The sequence below is a fragment of the Amycolatopsis sp. NBC_01480 genome, from assembly GCF_036227205.1.
In the GTDB taxonomy this organism is placed as follows: domain Bacteria; phylum Actinomycetota; class Actinomycetes; order Mycobacteriales; family Pseudonocardiaceae; genus Amycolatopsis.
In genome coordinates this window covers 8,055,031-8,073,157 of record NZ_CP109442.1, presented here as the reverse complement: position 1 = coordinate 8,073,157, position 18,127 = coordinate 8,055,031, and the positions used below count along the sequence as shown (strand labels likewise).

At 72.0% G+C, this 18,127-nt stretch carries 18 protein-coding genes; 10 read left to right on the top strand and 8 right to left on the bottom strand.

Annotated elements, in window-relative coordinates:
• Positions 1-81: 81 nt before the first annotated feature.
• The 6 genes from OG371_RS38035 (at position 82) to OG371_RS38005 (ending at position 8,372) form a co-directional block, all read left to right on the top strand.
• Complete coding sequence (locus OG371_RS38035; RefSeq protein WP_329060942.1) at positions 82-2,574, top strand: glycosyl hydrolase family 95 catalytic domain-containing protein; 2,493 nt, start codon at positions 82-84, stop codon at positions 2,572-2,574.
• A gap of 522 nt (positions 2,575-3,096) precedes the next feature.
• The gene (locus tag OG371_RS38030; protein WP_329060940.1) at positions 3,097-4,338 is read left to right on the top strand and encodes a YncE family protein; all 1,242 of its coding nucleotides are present in this window, start codon (positions 3,097-3,099) and stop codon (positions 4,336-4,338) included.
• Positions 4,339-4,703: 365 nt separating this feature from the next.
• Positions 4,704-5,369: a DUF4097 family beta strand repeat-containing protein gene (locus OG371_RS38025; RefSeq protein ID WP_329060938.1), complete on the top strand. Its 666-nt coding sequence runs from the start codon at positions 4,704-4,706 to the stop codon at positions 5,367-5,369.
• A 233-nt stretch (positions 5,370-5,602) separates the two neighbouring features.
• On the top strand, positions 5,603-6,238 hold the full coding sequence (locus OG371_RS38015; RefSeq protein ID WP_329060936.1) for an NAD(P)H-dependent oxidoreductase: 636 nt from the start codon (positions 5,603-5,605) through the stop codon (positions 6,236-6,238).
• A 307-nt stretch (positions 6,239-6,545) separates the two neighbouring features.
• On the top strand, positions 6,546-7,091 hold the full coding sequence (locus tag OG371_RS38010; protein ID WP_329060934.1) for a Chromate resistance protein ChrB: 546 nt from the start codon (positions 6,546-6,548) through the stop codon (positions 7,089-7,091).
• Between the two features lie 84 nt (positions 7,092-7,175).
• Complete coding sequence (locus tag OG371_RS38005) at positions 7,176-8,372, top strand: MFS transporter (RefSeq protein WP_329060932.1); 1,197 nt, start codon at positions 7,176-7,178, stop codon at positions 8,370-8,372.
• Between the two features lie 16 nt (positions 8,373-8,388).
• Here the strand turns inward: OG371_RS38005 and OG371_RS38000 are convergent, their stop codons facing one another.
• On the bottom strand, positions 8,389-10,281 hold the full coding sequence (locus OG371_RS38000) for a heavy metal translocating P-type ATPase (RefSeq protein ID WP_329073381.1): 1,893 nt from the start codon (positions 10,279-10,281) through the stop codon (positions 8,389-8,391).
• Positions 10,282-10,470: 189 nt separating this feature from the next.
• Between OG371_RS38000 and OG371_RS37995 the strand changes: the two genes are divergently transcribed.
• Entirely contained in the window at positions 10,471-10,833 is a 363-nt protein-coding gene (locus OG371_RS37995) for an ArsR/SmtB family transcription factor (RefSeq protein WP_329060931.1), read from the top strand.
• 42 nt (positions 10,834-10,875) lie between these two features.
• Here OG371_RS37995 and OG371_RS37990 read toward each other — a convergent pair whose 3' ends face one another.
• On the bottom strand, positions 10,876-11,253 hold the full coding sequence (locus OG371_RS37990; RefSeq protein ID WP_329060928.1) for an ArsR/SmtB family transcription factor: 378 nt from the start codon (positions 11,251-11,253) through the stop codon (positions 10,876-10,878).
• A gap of 126 nt (positions 11,254-11,379) precedes the next feature.
• On the opposite strand from OG371_RS37990, the gene OG371_RS37985 reads away from it, so the two are divergent.
• On the top strand, positions 11,380-12,420 hold the full coding sequence (locus OG371_RS37985) for a cation diffusion facilitator family transporter (protein ID WP_329060925.1): 1,041 nt from the start codon (positions 11,380-11,382) through the stop codon (positions 12,418-12,420).
• Between the two features lie 7 nt (positions 12,421-12,427).
• Here the strand turns inward: OG371_RS37985 and OG371_RS37980 are convergent, their stop codons facing one another.
• The 5 genes from OG371_RS37980 to OG371_RS37960 all read right to left on the bottom strand — a co-directional run bounded on the left by OG371_RS37980 (position 12,428) and on the right by OG371_RS37960 (position 15,756).
• Positions 12,428-12,751 (bottom strand): RNA polymerase sigma factor, encoded by a 324-nt coding sequence (locus OG371_RS37980; protein ID WP_329060922.1) that lies wholly within the window; start codon positions 12,749-12,751, stop codon positions 12,428-12,430.
• On the bottom strand, positions 12,748-13,032 hold the full coding sequence (locus OG371_RS37975; protein ID WP_329060921.1) for a hypothetical protein: 285 nt from the start codon (positions 13,030-13,032) through the stop codon (positions 12,748-12,750). The genes OG371_RS37980 and OG371_RS37975 overlap by 4 nt, the downstream gene beginning before the upstream one ends.
• 418 nt (positions 13,033-13,450) lie before the next feature.
• Positions 13,451-14,140, bottom strand: a complete 690-nt coding sequence (locus tag OG371_RS37970; protein WP_329060918.1) for an MIP/aquaporin family protein — start codon at positions 14,138-14,140, stop codon at positions 13,451-13,453.
• Positions 14,141-14,267: 127 nt separating this feature from the next.
• The gene (locus OG371_RS37965) at positions 14,268-15,083 is read right to left on the bottom strand and encodes a zf-HC2 domain-containing protein (RefSeq protein WP_329060916.1); all 816 of its coding nucleotides are present in this window, start codon (positions 15,081-15,083) and stop codon (positions 14,268-14,270) included.
• A 91-nt stretch (positions 15,084-15,174) separates the two neighbouring features.
• Entirely contained in the window at positions 15,175-15,756 is a 582-nt protein-coding gene (locus OG371_RS37960) for a sigma-70 family RNA polymerase sigma factor (protein ID WP_329060914.1), read from the bottom strand.
• A gap of 232 nt (positions 15,757-15,988) precedes the next feature.
• Here OG371_RS37960 and OG371_RS37955 point away from each other — a divergent pair, with 232 nt between their 5' ends.
• Positions 15,989-16,717, top strand: coding sequence for a hypothetical protein (locus tag OG371_RS37955; protein ID WP_329060912.1), 729 nt, complete (start codon positions 15,989-15,991; stop codon positions 16,715-16,717).
• A 55-nt stretch (positions 16,718-16,772) separates the two neighbouring features.
• Here the strand turns inward: OG371_RS37955 and OG371_RS37950 are convergent, their stop codons facing one another.
• Positions 16,773-17,693, bottom strand: a complete 921-nt coding sequence (locus OG371_RS37950; protein ID WP_329060909.1) for an FAD:protein FMN transferase — start codon at positions 17,691-17,693, stop codon at positions 16,773-16,775.
• A gap of 96 nt (positions 17,694-17,789) precedes the next feature.
• Between OG371_RS37950 and OG371_RS37945 the strand changes: the two genes are divergently transcribed.
• Positions 17,790-18,005 (top strand): hypothetical protein, encoded by a 216-nt coding sequence (locus tag OG371_RS37945; RefSeq protein ID WP_329060907.1) that lies wholly within the window; start codon positions 17,790-17,792, stop codon positions 18,003-18,005.
• Positions 18,006-18,127 lie beyond the last annotated feature (122 nt).

Below are 18,127 nucleotides of genomic sequence, written 5' to 3'. Positions count from 1 at the left end.
AGCGGCCCGCGATGGCGCTAAAACACATCCGATGTCAGCCGTCCTGACACGATGACGCAGCCTTGCGTCCAGGGAGGACCCGTGTCCGCTCGACGCCCTCTGCACCGCGTGCTCACCGCCGCGATCGCCGGCACCCTGGCGGCCGCCGGCCTCACCGCGACCACCCCCGGCGCCTCGGCCGCCGGCCTGACCACAGCCTGGCACGACGGAGCCTTCTCGGTGGACACCGCCGGCGTGGTCTCCCGTTCCGACGTGGTGCTCGGCAAGCCGAACACCGCCGACGCGCAGTCGTTGCCGCTGGGCAACGGCTCGCTCGGGGTCGCGGCGTGGGCCGCCGGCGGTTTCACCGCGCAGCTCAACCGCAGCGACACCCAGCCGTACCGGCTTTCTCCCGGCCAGGTCCAGATTCCCGGCCTCGCGGCGATGACGTCGGCGGCGGACTTCACCGGCAGGCTCGATCTTTATCACGGCGTGCTCACCGAGTCCGGCGGCGGCATGGCCATGAAGGCGTGGGTGCCGGCGGGCAAGGACGAGCTGGTCGTCGACGTCACCGGCGCCGGCACCGCCCGGCAGACCGCGACGCTGAACTTGTGGAGCGGCCGGACGCCGGCGACCTTCGTGGCCGGTGGGATCGCCGGTATGGCGCAGACCTGGGTGGACAACGCCCAGTCCGGCTCCTCCGGCCAGACCTTCGGCGCGATGTCCGCGATCACCGCCGGCGGGCAGGACGTGGCCGCGTCCGTGGTCAACGGGACGCAGGTGCAAGTCGCCGTCACCCCCGACGCGGCCGGCGCGTTCCGGGTGATCGTCGCGTCCCCGGCCTGGACCGGCGGCGACCCGGGGACGACCGCCGCGGGGCTGATCGGCGGTGACGCGTCCGCGCCGACGTCGTCGCTGCTGGCCACACAATCCGCTTGGTGGCACGACTATTGGGCGCACACTGCCCTGATCGAGCTGAACTCCGCCGACGGCACCGCGCAGTACATGGAGAATCTGCGCACCGTCTACCTCTACGCCGAGGCCGCCACCATGCACGCCGGCCAGTACCCCGGCAGCCAGGCGGGCGTCGCGAACATGTTCGCCTACGCCCAGGACAAACAGGACTGGTACCCGGCCGGGTACTGGCTGTGGAACCTGCGCGGCCAGCTCGCGGCCAACCTGTCCTCCGGCCACGCCGCGCTGAACGTCCCGATCTTCGACATGTACCTGCGCGGCCTGCCCGGCATCCAGGCCTGGACCGGCGCGCAGATGGGCGGCAAGCCGGGCGCGTGTGTGCCGGAAACCATGCGGTTCAACGGAAACGGCTTCTACAACGGCGGTGACGCCACGCAGAACGCGTCCTGCGCGCTGGCGTCCAGCCCCAGCTACAACGCCGAGACGGTGACCAGCGGGGCGGAGATCGCGCAGTGGATCTGGCGTCAGTACCAGGCCACCGGCGACCTCGGCTTCCTGCGCCAGTACTACCCGCTGCTGCAGCAGGCCGCGACTTTCCTGCTGGCGTACCAAAACGCCGGCTCGGACGGGTTCCTGCACGCGGTCGCGAACGCGCACGAAACCCAGTGGGCAGTGCAGGACCCGACCACCGACCTGGCCGCCGACCAGGTCCTGTTCGTGGCCACGATCGACGCGGCGACGCTGCTGAACACCGACCCGGACCTGGTGGCGCGGCTGCGTACCGCCCAGCAGCAGATCGAGCCGTACGCCCGCACCGACGCCGCCACCCACACCCAGCTGCTGCCGCCGTCGGCCGACGACCAGGGCGCCGACGTCATCGCCGATTCCTTCCAGCCGTCCGCGGAAACCCACAACGGTGAGAACATCGGGCTGGAACCGGTCTGGCCCTACGGCCTCATCACCGACGACTCCGGCGGTCTGACCGCGCTGGCCGTGCGCACCTACAACGCCCGCCCCAACAAGAACAACCCGGATTGGAGCTTCGACGCGGTCCAGGCCGCGCGGCTGGGCCTGCCCGCGGAGGTCGCCACCGATCTGACCACCATCACCCAGCACTACCAGGCGTACATCAGCGGCTTCTCTTCACTCTTCAGCGGAACACCCGGCGACGAGCCGTACATCGAGCAGTCTTCGACCGTGGCGACGGCACTGAACGAGGCCCTCGCCACCGACTACGACGGAACCCTCCGCTTCACCCCCGCCTGGCCGTCCGGCTGGGACGTCGCAGGTACCGTCGCGGTCCAGGGGAATTCCACAGTGGACGTTCAGGTCCAGGGCGGCACACTGACCACTGCCGCGATTCACGCCGGGACCACCCGGACGATGGCTGTGCGCAACCCGTGGCCTGGGCGCCAAGCTCAAGTGGTTGACGGTGCGACCGGTGCGGTGGTGGTCGGGCCGACCACTGACGCCACGTTGAGCGTTCCGGTGACGGCCGGGTCTGCTTACCTTGTCGAGCAGCCCTCGAGTCCGACTACGTCATTGCCGTTTGCGGGGGTGACGGGGACGCAGGCTACCAGTGCCAAGCATCTGGGTAGCGTCCAGATCGGCCTCGACGGAAGTGGCGGTGCCGCGGATGGTCGAGTTGACCGTCGGTCCGCCCCACCGGTGTCCGGGTAGTGGTGGCTCGCGTTCCCCGTGTCAGCACGGCGCTACAGCGCCTTGGGTGCCTGCCGGACACCAGCCGGGGTGTTCTCGCAACCATTTCTGCCGCGCTGATTCAATGCTGCTCTGGGTCAACCCACGCGCGGCGTTGACACAGCCGCTGGTCTTGCACTTGATGTTCGTTCCTGGCTCGTAGCACTGATTCTCGTCTTTCACACAGGCCGCTCTGCTGTGCGTTTTCAGGGTGGTCTTCGGCTTTGAGGTTGCGGGCAGTGCCGTGGCTGTTGTCGTTGGCGTGGCTTGGATCGAGCTGGGAGCGGAGGTGCTCGATGGCTGCTACAGCCCGGGTCGCCATGATGTGAGCCCGGCGAGCGCCTTGAGCACCTCGCTGCCGACGTGTCCACATCCGCCGTGCCGGTCGGCGATGACCATGCTGGCGCCGTCGCGGTGGGCGATGTCGAGGTTCAGCGGTCCGTGGCAAGTCCGAAATCCGTAAATCAGTCAGCCGATCAGCGTCTGCGTGCTATGAGTTGCGCCATGGAAACCCTGCCGTGCGGGCACGTGGCCGAGGCCGGCGACATCCGGATGTGCGAGCACCTGGTGGCCGAGCAACCGCCGTCCCGCTCGTACCGGTGGTTCACCGGCCGAGGGGCGGACTACGCGCGGCTGTGCGAGCCGTGTGCCGGCGTCGGGCTCGAGGCCGCGATTACGGTGTGTGCCGGCTGTGTGGAGCGAGCCGAGAAGGCCGACAATTACGGCAGCAACCGGGGCCGGCCGGAGTTTCCTCGCCGTGACGAGGTCCTGGCCGAGCCGGCTTCCGTTGCCTGCACGGTGGTTCCGCGCAACGAGTACTGCCTGGCGGCCATGCCCGGCGGCTGGCTCGCGCTGACCGACGACGGCCTGGTCCGGATCGCCGATGACGGCAGCACCGACTTCGTCCGCGAGCAGGGCTACGACGAGTCGTACGATCCCGATGACCCCAACTCCCCCGAGGGCATCGGCGACTTCGAGATCGGCCCGGGCCTGCACGTCTCGCCGGACGGCCGCTTCGCCGCCGTGGTCACGAATTTCGGGCGTTACGGCGAGGTGATCGACCTGTCTGACGGCTCGCTGGTGCACGAACTCGACCGGACCTTCGAGGACAACTGGACGACGTTCTACCCCTTCGCCTTCCTGCCCGGCAACACGTTCGTCACGGCCACCGCGAACAACTGCTTGGACCGCTTCGACCTGGCCACCGGCGAATGCCTCACCGAGCGCGACAGCTCGTACGGCAGCGAGCACTACGAGGACTGCTTCCACGGCCGTCTCACGCTCAGCCCGTCCGGCCGGTGGCTGCTCGACGACGGCTGGGTGTGGCACCCGATCGGCGTGCTGTCGGCCATCGACCTGCGGACGTGGGCGGAGGACCGGTACGCGGCCGAGCACGGCCTCCCCGTCTCCGACCCCGAAAACGACTGGAACCGCCCGTTGGCCTGGCTGGACGACGACGTGGTCGCGGTGCAGCGGATCGGGCGCGCCTGGAACAAGATGATCGACGGCGTCACCCTGTTCCGGGCGCCGGCCTTCGAAGAGGTCGGCCGCTTCTGCGGCCCGGTCGGCCGGATGTGGGCGCACCGCGGGCGGCTGCACACCGTCACCGATGAGGGCATGGAGGTCTGGGATCCGGCCGACGGCGCGCGCACGGGGCTGCTCAAGGGCTTCTCCCCCACCGCGTACGACCGCGCCACCGGCGTGTTCGCGCAACTCACCGGCGAACAACTGCTGACCTGGCGCTGACCCACCGGACAGCGTTCGACGCCGGAGCCCATCCAGCGGCGCTCGTCGAGCCGACGAATGGCGCAGCGGCCCCAACGCACGGTGGACAGAGGGCCCCGGCGAGCAGACCGGCGATCACGCACAAGGAGGTTTGCCGGAGCCGTGTCCTTCAGTTGCGGCCGGTCGAGTACCCGAGCAGGTCGAAGCCGCGGCGAGTCGAGGACCCGACCGGCCACGGCCACCTCCACGGGGCCGGTGCCGATCTGCTGACCTGCGGAGCCGCCGTGTCAGGCGCCGTGTCAGCGCCATGGCCGCCCCGTGTCAGCGCGACCGGTCACTGTGGTTCACGTCCCCACCACCGGGGGCCACGAACCCAGGAGAACACCGTGCAGAACTTCGCCACCCCCGCCCCGATCACCGCCACCCTCGACTTCCCCGCCGGCCGCGTCCACCTCCACGCCACTGACCGCGCCGACACCGCCGTCGAGGTCCGCCCGGCCGACGCGGGCAAGAACCGCGACGTCAAGGCCGCCGGGCAGACCACCGTCTCCTACGCCGACGGCATCCTGCGGATCGCCGCCCCGCAGGGCAAGAACCAGCACTTCGGCCCGTCCGGCTCCGTCGACGTCACCGTCAACCTGCCCGCCGGCTCCCGTGTCGAGGCCACCACCAGCGCCGCCGAACTCGACAGCACCGGCCGGCTCGGCGACGTCAGCTTCACCGGCGCCTACCGTCACATCAACCTCGCCCACGCCGGCCGCGTCCATCTCACCGCCACCGACGGCGACGTCCACATCAGCCGCCTCGACGGCCCGGCCGACATCAGCACCGCCCGCGGAGACATCCACATCGGGGAAGCCACCACCGGCACGGTGACCTTGACGACCCAGTCCGGCACCATCACCGTCGGCGCGGCCCCCGGCGTCTCCGCGTCCCTCGACGCCGGCACCACCCACGGCCGCATCGACAACACCCTCAAGAACAACGGCACACCTGAGCTGACCATCCGGGCCACCACCTCCCAGGGCGACATCGTCGCCCGCAGCCTCTGAAGCCCGGCGGTGCCAGCGGATCCCGAAGGTCCCCAGCCGAACCGGCATCCGCTGGCACCTCACTGGCACGACCGCGCCCGGCGAAGCTCAATCGGTTCGCCGAGCGCGGTCCGGCCCCGACAACAACCTGTGCAGCTCGTCGTGGTCAGCGATGTCGCGTACTCGCCCGCCATTCGCCACAGCTGGGGCCACTTTCCTTCCTGCTGCGGCGTTTCTCATGGCAAGCTGACGCGGTGATCGACGAGACGGCGGCCCGCCCGGTGATGGTCCTGCTTGCCCACCCACGGCCGGGAAGCCTCAACCACGCGGTGGCCGAGCGAGTCTGCGACACGCTGACCCGCGCCGGGCAGCCCGTGAGCTTCCACGACCTGTACGCCGAACGCTTCGACCCGGTGCTGACCGCCGAAGAGGCCTACACCAGCGGCACGCGGGCCGAAGAATTCCTTGCCACCGAAACAGATCCGCTGATCCGGCAGCATCGGCAAGAACTACGGGAAGCAGGCGGGCTCGTCGCGGTCCACCCGAACTGGTGGGGCAAGCCCCCCGCCATCCTCAGCGGCTGGCTCGACCGCGTCCTCGTCCCCGGCGTCGCCTACCGCCTCCCCGACGCCGGCGGCGCACCCCAGTCACTCCTGACCTTGCGGCGCCTGCTGGTCGTCAACACCTCCGACACCACCGAGGAACGCGAACAAACCCTCTTCGGCGACCCACTCGACGCCATCTGGCGCCGCTGCCTCGCCCCCTACCTCGGCGAACCCGAAGTACAACGGCTGACCCTCCGAGTAGTAGCCGACGCCGACGAACAGCAACGCACCACCTGGCTCGACGACGTGACCAGCCAAGTTCAGCACCTGTTCGGCGAGCGCTGAGCTGTTCAGGGCCGGCTCGGCGGTCAGCCGGTCGAGCGGGACGCGTCCATCGAGTCGGGCATGACCAGCCGACCAGCGGACGACGGCAAGGTTGTTGCGGGGTCAGGACAATCGTCATTGCCGGTCGAGCCATCGCCCGCGCGGATCGGCCTTGGGCACAACAACGCCGAGCCGCCGTACGTGTCGGCGTAGTCCAGGCAGGCAGCGGCACCTACGTCGGCAGCAAGGCTCTCGATCGGAGCTTGTGGGTGGTCTGAGCGTTCGACAAGTCACCTACCAATTTGTAACCCGTGCTACATTCCACGGCGTGACCGACGGGACGCGGAAGTGGCTGGTGCTGGTGGTGCGCGTGCCGGCGGAGCCGTCGCGGCATCGGGTGGCGGTGTGGCGGGAGCTGCGCCGGATCGGGGCGCTGTCGCTGGGGCAGGGCACCTGGGCGGTGCCCGACGTCCCCGCCTTTGCCGACGGTGTGACGCGGGTGGCCGAGCTGGCCCAGCGGGGCGAGGGCGAGGTCGTGGTGCTCGACGCCGCGGGCCGGGCCGCGCGGGACGGGGCGCGGCTGGAGGCGCTGTTCACCGCGGACCGGGCCGAGGAGTGGGCGGAGTTCCTGGCCGACTGCGGCAAATTCGACGCCGAGATCGACAAGGAAATCGGCAAGGGCAAGTTCACGATGGCCGAGCTGGAAGAGGAAGAACACAGCCTTGAGCGGCTGCGCCGCTGGCACCGCGAGCTCAAGACCCGTGACGTGTTCGGCGCCCCCACCGCCGAGGAGGCCGAGCGGCAGCTGACGCACTGCACCGGCCGCCTCGCCGAGTACACCCAGCTGGTTTTCCAAGCCCTGCACCAAATGTGACCGCCCGCCCCCGCCGCCCAGGACCGATCGTGGACATCGAGACGCGCGCACTACGGCCGGGCACGCCGGTGGCGGGGTGAGGTCGTGACCGAAGCGTCCGGGACGCCGAGGCAGTTGCTGCCGTTGTACGCGGCCGGGTTCGTCACCGCGTTCGGCGCGCACAGCATCGCCGCCAGCCTCGGCGCCTACACCCACGGCCGGCACGCCTCCCTGCTCGCCCTCGGGCTGCTGCTCGCGGTCTACGACGGCGCCGAGGTGATCCTCAAGCCGGTGTTCGGGTCGCTGGCCGACCGGGTCGGGCCGCGCCCGGTGCTGCTCGGCGGGCTGCTGGCGTTCGCCGTCGCCTCGGCCGCGTTCGTCCTGTCCGGCAACCCGGCCGCGGTCGGGTTCGCCCGCCTCGGCCAAGGCGCGGCCGCGGCCGCGTTCTCCCCCGCGGCCGGTGCGCTGGTCGCCCGGCTCTCACCGAAGACCGGGCACGGCCGGGCGTTCGGTGGCTACGGCGCGTGGAAAGGACTCGGCTACGCGCTCGGCCCGCTGCTCGGCGGCGTCCTGATCACCGTCGGCGGGTTCACCCTGCTCTTCGCCACCCTCGCCGGACTCGCGCTGGCGGTCGCCCTGTGGGCGGCGGCGGTCGTGCCGTCCGTGCCGCCACTGCCCCGCGCCCGCCAGACCGTGCTGGACCTGGCGCGGCGGCTGAGCCACCCGGCTTTCCTGCGCCCCACCGCCGCCTTGGCCGGGGCGACCGCCGCACTGGCCGTCGGGGTCGGGTTCCTGCCGATCCTCGGCGCGACGACCGGCCTGGCGCCCGTGGTCACCGGTGCGGCCGTGTCACTGCTCGCCGCGTGCGGCGCGGTGGTGCAGCCGTGGACCGGGCGCGCCCGCGACGCCGGGCGGATCCGCGACGGAGCGGGCATGGCCACCGGACTCGGCCTGGCCGCCGCCGGGATGGCCCTGGCCGCGTTCGTCCCCGGTGTCGGCGGGCTGCTCGGCGCGGCCGTGCTCATCGGCGTCGGCACCGGGATCGTGAGCCCGCTCGGGTTCGCCCACCTCGCCGGCACCACCCCGGCCGAACGACTCGGCCAGACCCTCGGCTCGGCCGAGGTCGGCCGCGAACTCGGCGACGCCGGTGGCCCGTTGCTCGTCGGCGCGATCGCCACCGCCGCGACCCTCGGCACCGGAATGCTCGGCCTGGCCGCGCTGCTCCTCGTCCTCGGTGCCGTCGTCGCCGCGGCCACGACACCGGACGCTCAAGGCGGTCCTTCGCGCCTCTCGCCGAAATGAGATGCGGCCGGCTCGGTCAGGCGTCGTGACGGCCGGCGCGGTTCCACGCGGCGGCGCGCAGCAAACGCAAGCCGTTGAGCCCGACGATGACGGTGGAGCCTTCGTGCCCGGCGACGCCGAGCGGCAGTGGCAGGGTGCCGATGAGGTCCCACAGCACGAGGCCGGTGATGAACGCGGCGGCGATGACCAGGTTGGCGGTCACGACCCGGCGTGCGCGGCGCGAGAGGGCGATGACGGCCGGGATGGTGGTGAGGTCGTCGCGGACGACGACCGCGTCGGCGGTCTGCAGCGCCAGGTCGGAGCCGGCGCCGCCCATCGCGATCCCGGCGTGCGCGGCGGCCAGCGCCGGGGCGTCGTTGATGCCGTCCCCGACCACGGTCACCCGCCCGTCGCCGGCTTGCAGCTCGCGCACGGCGGTGACCTTGTCCTCGGGCAGCAGCCCGGCGCGCACGTCGGTGATGCCGACCCGGGTGGCGAGCCGGGCCGCGGTGGCCTGGTTGTCGCCGGTGAGCAGCACGGGCTCAGTGCCGGTGAGCCGGGTGACGGCGGCGACCGTGGCGACGGCTTCGGCGCGGACCTGGTCGGCGATGCCCAGCACGCCGGCCGGGCGCCGCTCGCAGAGCACGACGACGGCAGTCAAACCGCGGTCCTGCAACGCTTCCGCCATCGCCACCGTGTCGGCGGTCTCGGCCGTGACCTCACTCGCGGCCAGCATCGCCGACAGTGAGCCGATCTGCAGGTGATGGCCTTCGACCAGGGCCGCGACGCCCCGCCCGGGCTGGGCGGAGAACTCGGCGGCGGGAGGCAGGACGAGGCCGCGGGCGCGGGCGGCGCGCACGATCGCGGCGGCCAGCGGGTGTTCGCTGGGGTGTTCGGCCGCGGCCGCGAGGCGCAGCAGGCCGTTCTCCGTGAACGGAGCTGCGGGCAGGGCGTGGATCTCGGCGAGTTCGGGCGCGCCGCGGGTGAGGGTGCCGGTCTTGTCGAACGCGACCTGGGTCGTGGTGCCGAGCTGTTCCATGACGACGGCGGATTTCACCAGCACGCCGTGCCGGCCGGCGTTGGCGATCGCCGCGAGCAGGGGCGGCATCGTGGCGAGCACGACCGCGCAGGGCGAGGCGACGATCATGAACGTCATCGCCCGCAGCAGCGAATCCTGCAGCGCCGCACCCCACAGCAGCGGGAGCACGAACACCGCGATCGTCACGACGACCATGCCGATCGAGTAGCGCTGCTCGACCTTCTCGACGAACAGCTGCGCTTTCGCCTTGGTCTGGCTCGCTTCCTCGACCAGCGTGGCGATCCGGGCGACGACCGAGTCGGCCGCGCGGCGGTCCACCCGGACCCGCAGGGACCCGGTGCCGTTGAGCGTCCCGGCGAACACCTCGTCCCCGGCGGTCTTGTCGGCCGGCAGCGGTTCGCCGGTGATGGTGGCCTGGTCGACCTCGCTCGCACCGGCCACGACGGCACCATCGGCGGCGATCCGCTCCCCGGGGCGGACCAGCACCACGTCACCGACCTCGAGGTCGACGGCCCGCACTGTCTCCTCGCCACCGTCGACGGAGAGCCGGGTCGCGGTGTCAGGGGCCAGGTCCAGCAGCCCGCGCACGGAGTCCTCGGTGCGGGCGGTGGCCAGCGCCTCCAGCGCGCCGGAGGTGGCGAAGATGACGATCAGCAGGCCACCGTCCATCACCTGCCCGATCGCCGCCGCGCCGATCGCCGCGACGACCATCAGCAGGTCGACGTCCAAAGTCTTGTCCCGCAACGCTTTCAGGCCCGCGAGCCCCGGCTCCCAGCCGCCGGTGACGTAGCCGGCGAGGTAGAGCGCCCACCACAGCCAGCCCGGGCCGCCGAGCAGCTGCGCGGCCAGCCCGGCCAGGAACAGCACCAGCGCCGCGGCCGCCCACCGCATCTCCGGCAACGCGAACAGCCGCGTCCGCCGCACCGGCACCCTGGTCTCGCGGACCGGGCTCGGGCGGGTGGGCGTGGCGGTGGACGAGACCACAGGGGCACCTCCGGGAAGGACGAGCAGACCCGTCCACCATAACAGCACACATGAAGATGTCTTCATGGTTACCGGGGTGAGCTAGACTCCACGGTCATGGGACATGGGGTGGAGGGCCGTGACCGCCCGGCCGGCCGACTGGACGCCGACGCCGCCGCGCACGTCGCGACCACGCTGCAGGCTTTGGCCACGCCGAGCCGCTTGCTGATCCTCACCGAGCTGCGCCAAGGCTCCCGCCCGGTGACCGAGCTGGCCGAGGCCGTCGGCATGGAACAGTCCGCGGTGTCACACCAATTGCGGCTGCTGCGCAACCTCGGCCTCGTGACCGGGACCCGGTCCGGGCGCAGCATCGTCTACAGCCTCTACGACAACCACGTCGCGCAGTTGCTGGACGAGGCCGTCTACCACAGCGAGCACCTTCGCCTCGGCCTCGCCGACCGGCCCGGCGCCGTCAGCTGAACCGGCGCCGCCTCATTCGCTGAGGCGGAAGAGGCCGGCCGGTCATCGCGTGCGGCGAGCGGGCTGGTGGACGTGCGGCGTCGCGGTCTTCGCGGGGATGTCCCGGTCGACGTGGTCGGCATGGAACAACGCCTGCGACAGCAGGCTGCGCACGTGGTCGTTGGCGGCCGAGTAGTACACGAAGGTGCCCTCGCGACGGCCCGTGACCAGCCCGGCCAGCCTCAGTTTCGCCAGGTGCTGGCTCACCGCGGCCGGCGCGGCGCCCGTGAGGTCGGCCAGGCAGGCGACCGAGGATTCCCCTTGCAGCAGGGCCCAGAGCACCTTGATGCGGGTGGGATCGGCCAGCATCCGGAACGACTCGGCCGCAAGATTGACCTGCTCGTCGGCCGGCATGTCGAACTCCGGCAGCTCGGTGTGCATGGCGGCCACCGTACCGCTTTGCCTGGCTGCCTGCGTATCTGCGTGTGTGCGCAGATACGCTGCTATGGTGGCGTCGCAGGCCTGCACGGGCTGCGCCACGCACGCGAGCACAAGGCGGATTCCGTCATGCCGGACCAGCACGACCACGATGAGCGCCATGGCCACGGGCATGCGCACGGCCACGGCCACCGAGGCCCGCGGGGCTCGCTGTGGAGCCGGGTCAAGCACGCGGTCACGCCGCACAGCCATGACAGCGCGGACCTCGTCGATTCCGCTCTCGAGGCCAGCGTGCGGGGCATGCGGGCGTTGTGGATCTCCTTCGCGGGCCTGATGGTCACCGCGTCGGCCCAGCTCGTGGTGGTGGTGATCAGCGGATCGGTGGCGTTGCTGGGCGACACGGTGCACAACTTCGCCGACGCGCTGACCGCCGTCCCGCTGGCCATCGCGTTCCTGCTCGGGCGGCGGGCGGCGACGCGGCGCTTCACCTACGGGCTCGGCCGCAGCGAAGACCTCGCGGGCCTGGTGATCCTGCTCGTCATGGCCGCCTCGGCGGTGCTGGCGGCGTGGACCGCGATCGACCGGATCCTCCACCCGCGGGACATGACCGAGATCGGCTGGGTCGCCGCCGCCGGGCTCGTCGGGTTCCTGGGCAACGAAATCGTCGCCCACTACCGCATCACCGTGGGCCGCCGGATCGGTTCGGCAGCGCTCGTCGCCGACGGGCTCCACGCCCGCACCGACGGATTCACCAGCCTCGCGGTCCTGCTCGCCGCCGGCGGCTCCCGGCTCGGCTGGCACTGGGCCGACCCGGTTGTCGGCCTGCTCATCACCCTCGCCATCCTGACCGTGCTCTGGGGCGCGGCTAAGGAAGTGTTCTCCCGCATGCTCGACGCGGTCGACCCGGCGCTGGTCGACACCGCCGAGCAAACCCTCGCCGCCACCCCCGGCGTCCGCGGGGTCGACACCATCCGGCTGCGCTGGATCGGGCACAGCCTCGTCGCCGAATCCGAACTCGACGTCGCCCCGGCCCTCACCCTGCGCCAAGCCCACACGATCGCGCACGACGCCGAACAACGGCTGATCAACGCACTGCCGAGGCTGACCGAAGCACTCATCCACGCCCACCCCGGCGGCGAGGACGGCGCCGAACACCACCGCGCCGCCTGAGGCGGGTTCACCGCACGAGTTCCGGAAACAGCAGCAAGCCCAGCCGGCGGACGGCGCGCATCTGCAGGCCGCGGACGGCCGGCTCGTTGCGGTTCATGATCTTCGCGACCTCGTGCACCGGCAGGCTTTCGTAGAACCGCAGGCGCAGGCATTCGCGCTGGTCGTCGGTCAGGTACGCCAGGCATTGCCGGACCTCCGCCGCCGAGACGGCGTCGTAGTGCTCGGGCAGGAAAGTCTCGTACCGGCGCCGGTACGACTTCGCGTCGTCGAGGATGAGGTTCCGGGCGATCGTCATCAGCCAGGCGCGGACCGAGACACCGCGGTAGGTCACCGACTCGAGCCGGCGGAACGCGCGCAGGAACGTCTGCTGGTGATCTCCTCGGTGAGCGCGCGGTCCCTGGTGCGGATCAGCACGAACCCGAAGGTGGTGCCAGCGTACCGCTCGTACACCACCGAGAACGCATCGGCGTCGCCCTCGCGGGCGCGCTCGACCAGCAGTTGCCGCGACTGGGCGGTTTTCAGCAGCACGACGAGCGGATCACCGCCGAACCCGCGCGCCTTGTCGTCAATCGCCTGCATCGCCGAGTGGCCTGAGGGCAGCAGCGACGACACCGAGGTGTCGAGCTGCAGCCGATCGGGCTACCGGAGCGACCGCTCCAGCCGCCTGAGCCACCGGGACGCTACGGAACCGTTGTGCCGCAAGGCCTTTCGCATCATCGCCGGCTCACCCCGGGTCCTTCATCATTCGGGAGTGCTGTCCTGAGAACGGCCCGGCACTGAACGCGCTGCCCGCTGAACAGCCTCTCCGAGACCGAGCACGAGAACCTGCTCGAAGTCTCGAAGTGCTGAACGGGACCTGCAGCAGCCCGGAACCCCGGTCGCCGCCCCGGCCGGGACGTAGCCGGGACTCGGTCAGGAGGTCGAATTCCTTGGGGCGCAAGGAAACCTCGTCACGAGGTCGCCGAGATCCACCTGACGGCCTTCGACTCCCGGCCGCTCCCCTGTGCCCGAGCCTGCCGGGCCGTCCCGGTCAGCCCTGCTTGTCGTCGGGGTTCAGCGCGCGGAAGGCGAACCCGGCGGCGGCGCCGGCGACCAGCTCGGCCACCAGGTAGACCCACAGCGAAGACCAGCCGAACAGGCCCAGCACGGCACCGCCGACGGCGACCGCGGGGTTGAACACGCCACCGGAGATCCCGCCCACCGCAACGGCTCCGGCGACGACGGTGAAGCCGATCGCCAAGCCGTAGAAGGAGTTATCCGGGTGGTGCTTGCTGGTGGCCACGTTGAGCACGACGTAGGCCAGCGCGAAGGTGAACAGCAGTTCGGCGGCCAGGCCGGTCACCAGCAGGCGCCCGGTCAGGGTCAGGGTCTTGGCCGGTGCGGCCGGCACGATCGCGCGGACCACCAGGGCGGCGAGCAGCCCGGCGGCCAGCTGGCTGAGCCAGTACTTGACCGCGTCCGCGACGCCGATCCGGCCGCGCACCAGCACGGCCAGAGTGACCGCGGGGTTGTAGTGGCCGCCGGAGATGTGGCCACCGGCGTAGACCATGACCATCAGGCTCGTGCCGATGGCGAGCGGCGCCAGCGGGCTGCCGCTGCGCACCGCCGCGCCGATGGTGAAAACCAGGAAAAACGTGCCGATCACCTCGACCGCGCACTTGCGCGCCGCGGCGGTCGTGGTGACTGCCTTCGCGGATTCATGACGTGCGATGACGTCCATCTCGGTCCCTCCGATGCTGTGGCCGCCGTGCGGCGGTTGCCCTGATGCGCGGATGGCAGTCGCTGCGGGAAGCCGTTCAGTTCCAGCCCGTGACCGTGGTGCTGGTCACAGCCGAGCACCGGCCGGATCAGGCCGCGATCCTGGCCGGGCCGGAATCGCCGGGCGGGTCGTCGGACGGCACCGTCGCGGGCTGGGCCTTCGCGGTGGCCGGGAACCGAACCGCCGTGGAGATACCGGCCGACAGCCTGCCGAAACCGCCGAACGGCCGGCGCCAACCGCCCGGCCGGCGCCAACCGCCCCACCAGCCACCTTCACGCACGTCGTCGGCGGCCCGGTCCGGCCCGTCCGGATCGCCGCGGTGCACGCGGGCCAGCAGGAACAGCAGCAACCAGCCGGCGACCGTGATCACGTGCGGCAGTTCGGCCGCCAGGGTGGTCTGGCCGTACGCGGTGTCGACGATCGAAAGCACGACCAGCGCCCCGGTGGCGACCCCGACCAGCGGGAGCATTCCCCGGGCGCGGGCCGGCCGCAGCGAGGCCGCGGCGAAGCCCACCGCGAGGGCGAGGTTGAACGCGCCCAGTTCGCGGGAAGCGTGCGGCGGCACGCCGGCTCCGGCGTCACCCAGGAACAAGGCCGGCAGGATGATGACGAACTGGGCCACCGCGGCGGCGGCCAGTCCGATCCGGGCCAGCCGCCGGTTCCGGTCCGGCCCGCGGTGCGCCGCCCGGTCGGCCAGCACGGCATCCAGGATCCGCGGGGTCAGGTCGGGCCCGGGCCGCGCCGGGGTCAGCCGGACGAGCCGGGTGAGCAGGTGCGCCGCGTCCTGCCAGTTCCGGCAGTCGGCGCAGCCGGACAGGTGCTCGGCGAGCCGGTCGGCCGCTGCCGGGGACAGCTCGCCGTCCAGCGCGGCCGAGAGCTCCTCCCGGACCCGGTCGCAGTTCATCGGACCGTCGTCTTCCGGTCCGCTGTCCCGATTTCTCACTGGTACCAACCCTTCCCCCGCCACCGCGTGGATGGCGACGGGCCCATCCCGGTCATTGCCTGCCGTCCGGTCGGATCCTCGACGCGGTTCGTGCGCTGTGCCTTCCGTCTGCGCCCGCTACCAGGCCGAGGGCTTCGATGAGATCCACGCGGGCCCTGGCCACCCGGGAGCGGATGGTGCCGACCGGGCACTCGCAGATCCGCGCGGCGTCCTCATAGGACAGCCCGAGCATCTGGGTGAGCACAAAAGCGTCCCGGCGGGCCGGCGGCAGGTGGCCGAGCACTTCCCGGACCTCGACCTGGTCGGTGTCCCGGGACCGGTCCGGCTCGGCGTCCGCGGGCCCGGCCACCAGTGTCTCCTGCCGGCGGCGGCGGGTCCGCAGCCGCAGCTCGTCCATGCACACGCGCCGCGCGATGGCCAGCAGCCAGGTGCGGGCGGAGGACTCCTGCCGGAAGGCCGGCAACGCGCGGAAGACCCGCAGATAGGTCTCCTGGGCCAGATCGTCCGCGGAGACCTCGTCCACCAGGTACGCGCACAACGATCGCACCTGCCGTTGCCCGGCCGCGATGAAGGCGCCCATCGCCTGCGGGTCGCCGTGGCGCGCGGCGACCGCGAGGCGGGTCAGCTCGTCCATGGCGCAGTTCTCATGCCGGCACCTTTCGCTGCGGTATCCGATGACCTTCCGGCCGACGTCGGTAGTCGCTGCGGAGCGGTCCCCGGTTCCGGACGTGAGGTGTGACCTCGGGCACGCCCCGGCCCGGCGCGGGCGCCGGACTTCCCAGGAAGTCCCAAGACTGCCCGGCGACACTGGGGTTCACCGGCCCCTGGCCGGCGGGATGGTGGCACCGGACAAGGGAGAAGTCGCCGTGAAACTGGAGCACTGGGCGGCCGGCACGCTCGCCGAGGCCACCGGCCGCGAACGCCGCGCCGACCCGGTTCTGCCCCGCACCGGCGGCCCGGCCGGCAACGCCCGGCTGACCGCGTGGACCGGCGTCCTCCTGCTCGCCCTGTTCCTCGCCGAACTGGCCAGCCTGCTCAACCTCGACGGGCTCATCGGCTGGCACATCGTCGTCGGCGCCCTGCTGGTTCCCCCGGCCCTGCTGAAAACCGCGACCACCGGCTGGCGCGTCATCGGGTACTACCGCAAGCGCCCGGCCTACCGGCGAGCCGGTCCCCCGCCGATGCCGCTGCGGCTGCTGGGACCGCTGGTCGTGCTGTTCACCCTCGCCGTCCTGGGGTCCGGGCTCGCGCTCGTCGCGCTCGGGCCGGTCCCGAGCCGGACCGCGCTGATCACCGTGTTCGGTCAGGACATCAGCGCGGTCAGCATCCACCAGGGCACCTTCCTCGTCTGGGCGGTCGTGACGGGGCTGCACCTGCCGGCCCGGCTGGTCCCCGCGATGCGCATCATCACCGCCCCGCGCGCCGGCGGCGAGCGGGTGCCGGGACGGCCGTCGCGGGCCGCGGTGGTGCTCACCACACTGGTCGCCGCCGCCGTCACCGGTGCGGTCCTGCTCGGCGGTTCCACGGCGTGGACGAACGGCGGCCTGCAGCACAACCACCACAGCTCACCACGGCACGCCACTGCCCGCACTTGAGACGACCCGCACCTGAGACGGCCCGCACCTGAGCGAAGCCCGCGGCCGCCGAGGTTCAGTCCGCGGGCCAGCCCGCGACGGTGCGCACCCGGCCGTCCACCGAGACCAGCCGGGCCGGCAGGCGGTGCTCGGTGAGCCAGTCGATCGCCTGGTGGCCGAGCACGATCGCCGCGGTGGTCGCGCTGTTGGCATCGACGCAGGTGGCCGCCGTGACACTGACGGTGCGCCACACCCGCTCGGGGATGTCTCCCGTGCGGGGATCGACGATGTGGTGCACCGCCCGGCCGGCTCGCTGCCAGGCGCGGCAGGTGGTGCTCGAGGTGGCGAGCCCGCCGCAGCTGATGGCGACAGCCGGATCACACTCGGGATCGGTGCGGGCGTGGTCATCGCCGACGGAGATTCCCCAGCCGTGCCTCGGGGATCGGCCCGCGACGGCGATATCCCCGCCGAGGCCGACCAGCACGCCGCAGCCGGTGGCGTCCGCGGCACGGGCCGCGGCACGGTCGGCCGCCCAGGCCTTGGCCGTGGCGCCGAGATCCAGCAGCACGCCGCGGGGCAGCACGACCTCGTGCCGTTCGGCGTCCAGCCGGATCCGCCACCAGCCCGGCACCGGCGCCGGGGGCACGGCCGGGGCCGTGCCGTCCCGGTCCAGCCGGTCGAAGTCCCGGTCATAACCGAGGTCCCGGACCGCCCGGCCGACCGTGGGGTCGACGAGGCCGCCGGTCAGGTCCGCGGCACGCAACGCCACGGACAGCGCCTCGGTCAGCAGCGGGCTGATCCCGGCCGCGGCACCGGCCCGCTCGTGGAGCCGCGAAATCTCCGAGTCGGCCCGGAACCGGCTGCAGGCCTCGTCGATCGCGCACAGTTCCTCGCGCAGGACGCGCTCGGCGATGTCCATTCGGGACGGATCGGTGACCACGATCTCGGCGGTCGTCCCGATCGCCCGGAACCTCCTGGACCCGGCACGGGGGTTCACGAGCCGCCGGACTTCGCGGCCCTCCGGCTGGTGGCGACGGGAGGCTGTACCGGTGGTTGCAGGGTCGGCGTCCGGGTCGGCGCCGCGGACGGTGTGGTGCTGGGGGAAGACGTCGCGGCCGAGTCCGATGTGGACTCCGGCGCGGCCGGCGGCCCGCTGGTCGCCGGTTGGGACGGCGTCGCGGGGCCGGGCTGGACCGGCGCGGTCGTGGCGGCGGCGTGCTGCGACAGCGTGACCCCGAAGACGACGGTCAAGGCGCTGCCGGCCGCCACCGTCCAGCGATGGGTGATGGCAGCGCGTCGACGCGCCTGATCGCGCAGGACGGCCCGGCGGCGGGGCGAACGGCTCATGGCGGAAATCCCTCCGTAGTCGGTCGGCGGTCGCCAGTCTGGCCGCGAGTTCTTGGGGATTCCTGGGAACAGTGCGGTTTTCCC

What these genes read in the sequence shown, in the direction of transcription:
- OG371_RS37995 (WP_329060931.1), top strand. Translation starts at nt 10,471, where the DNA reads ATGGGACATGGGGTGGAGGGCCGTGACCGCCCGGCCGGCCGACTGGAC.
- OG371_RS37960 (WP_329060914.1), bottom strand. Translation starts at nt 15,756, where the DNA reads ATGGACGAGCTGACCCGCCTCGCGGTCGCCGCGCGCCACGGCGACCCG.
- OG371_RS37970 (WP_329060918.1), bottom strand. Translation starts at nt 14,140, where the DNA reads ATGGACGTCATCGCACGTCATGAATCCGCGAAGGCAGTCACCACGACC.
- OG371_RS37990 (WP_329060928.1), bottom strand. Translation starts at nt 11,253, where the DNA reads ATGCACACCGAGCTGCCGGAGTTCGACATGCCGGCCGACGAGCAGGTC.
- OG371_RS38000 (WP_329073381.1), bottom strand. Translation starts at nt 10,281, where the DNA reads ATGCGGTGGGCGGCCGCGGCGCTGGTGCTGTTCCTGGCCGGGCTGGCC.
- OG371_RS37965 (WP_329060916.1), bottom strand. Translation starts at nt 15,083, where the DNA reads ATGAACTGCGACCGGGTCCGGGAGGAGCTCTCGGCCGCGCTGGACGGC.
- OG371_RS37985 (WP_329060925.1), top strand. Translation starts at nt 11,380, where the DNA reads ATGCCGGACCAGCACGACCACGATGAGCGCCATGGCCACGGGCATGCG.
- OG371_RS38030 (WP_329060940.1), top strand. Translation starts at nt 3,097, where the DNA reads ATGGAAACCCTGCCGTGCGGGCACGTGGCCGAGGCCGGCGACATCCGG.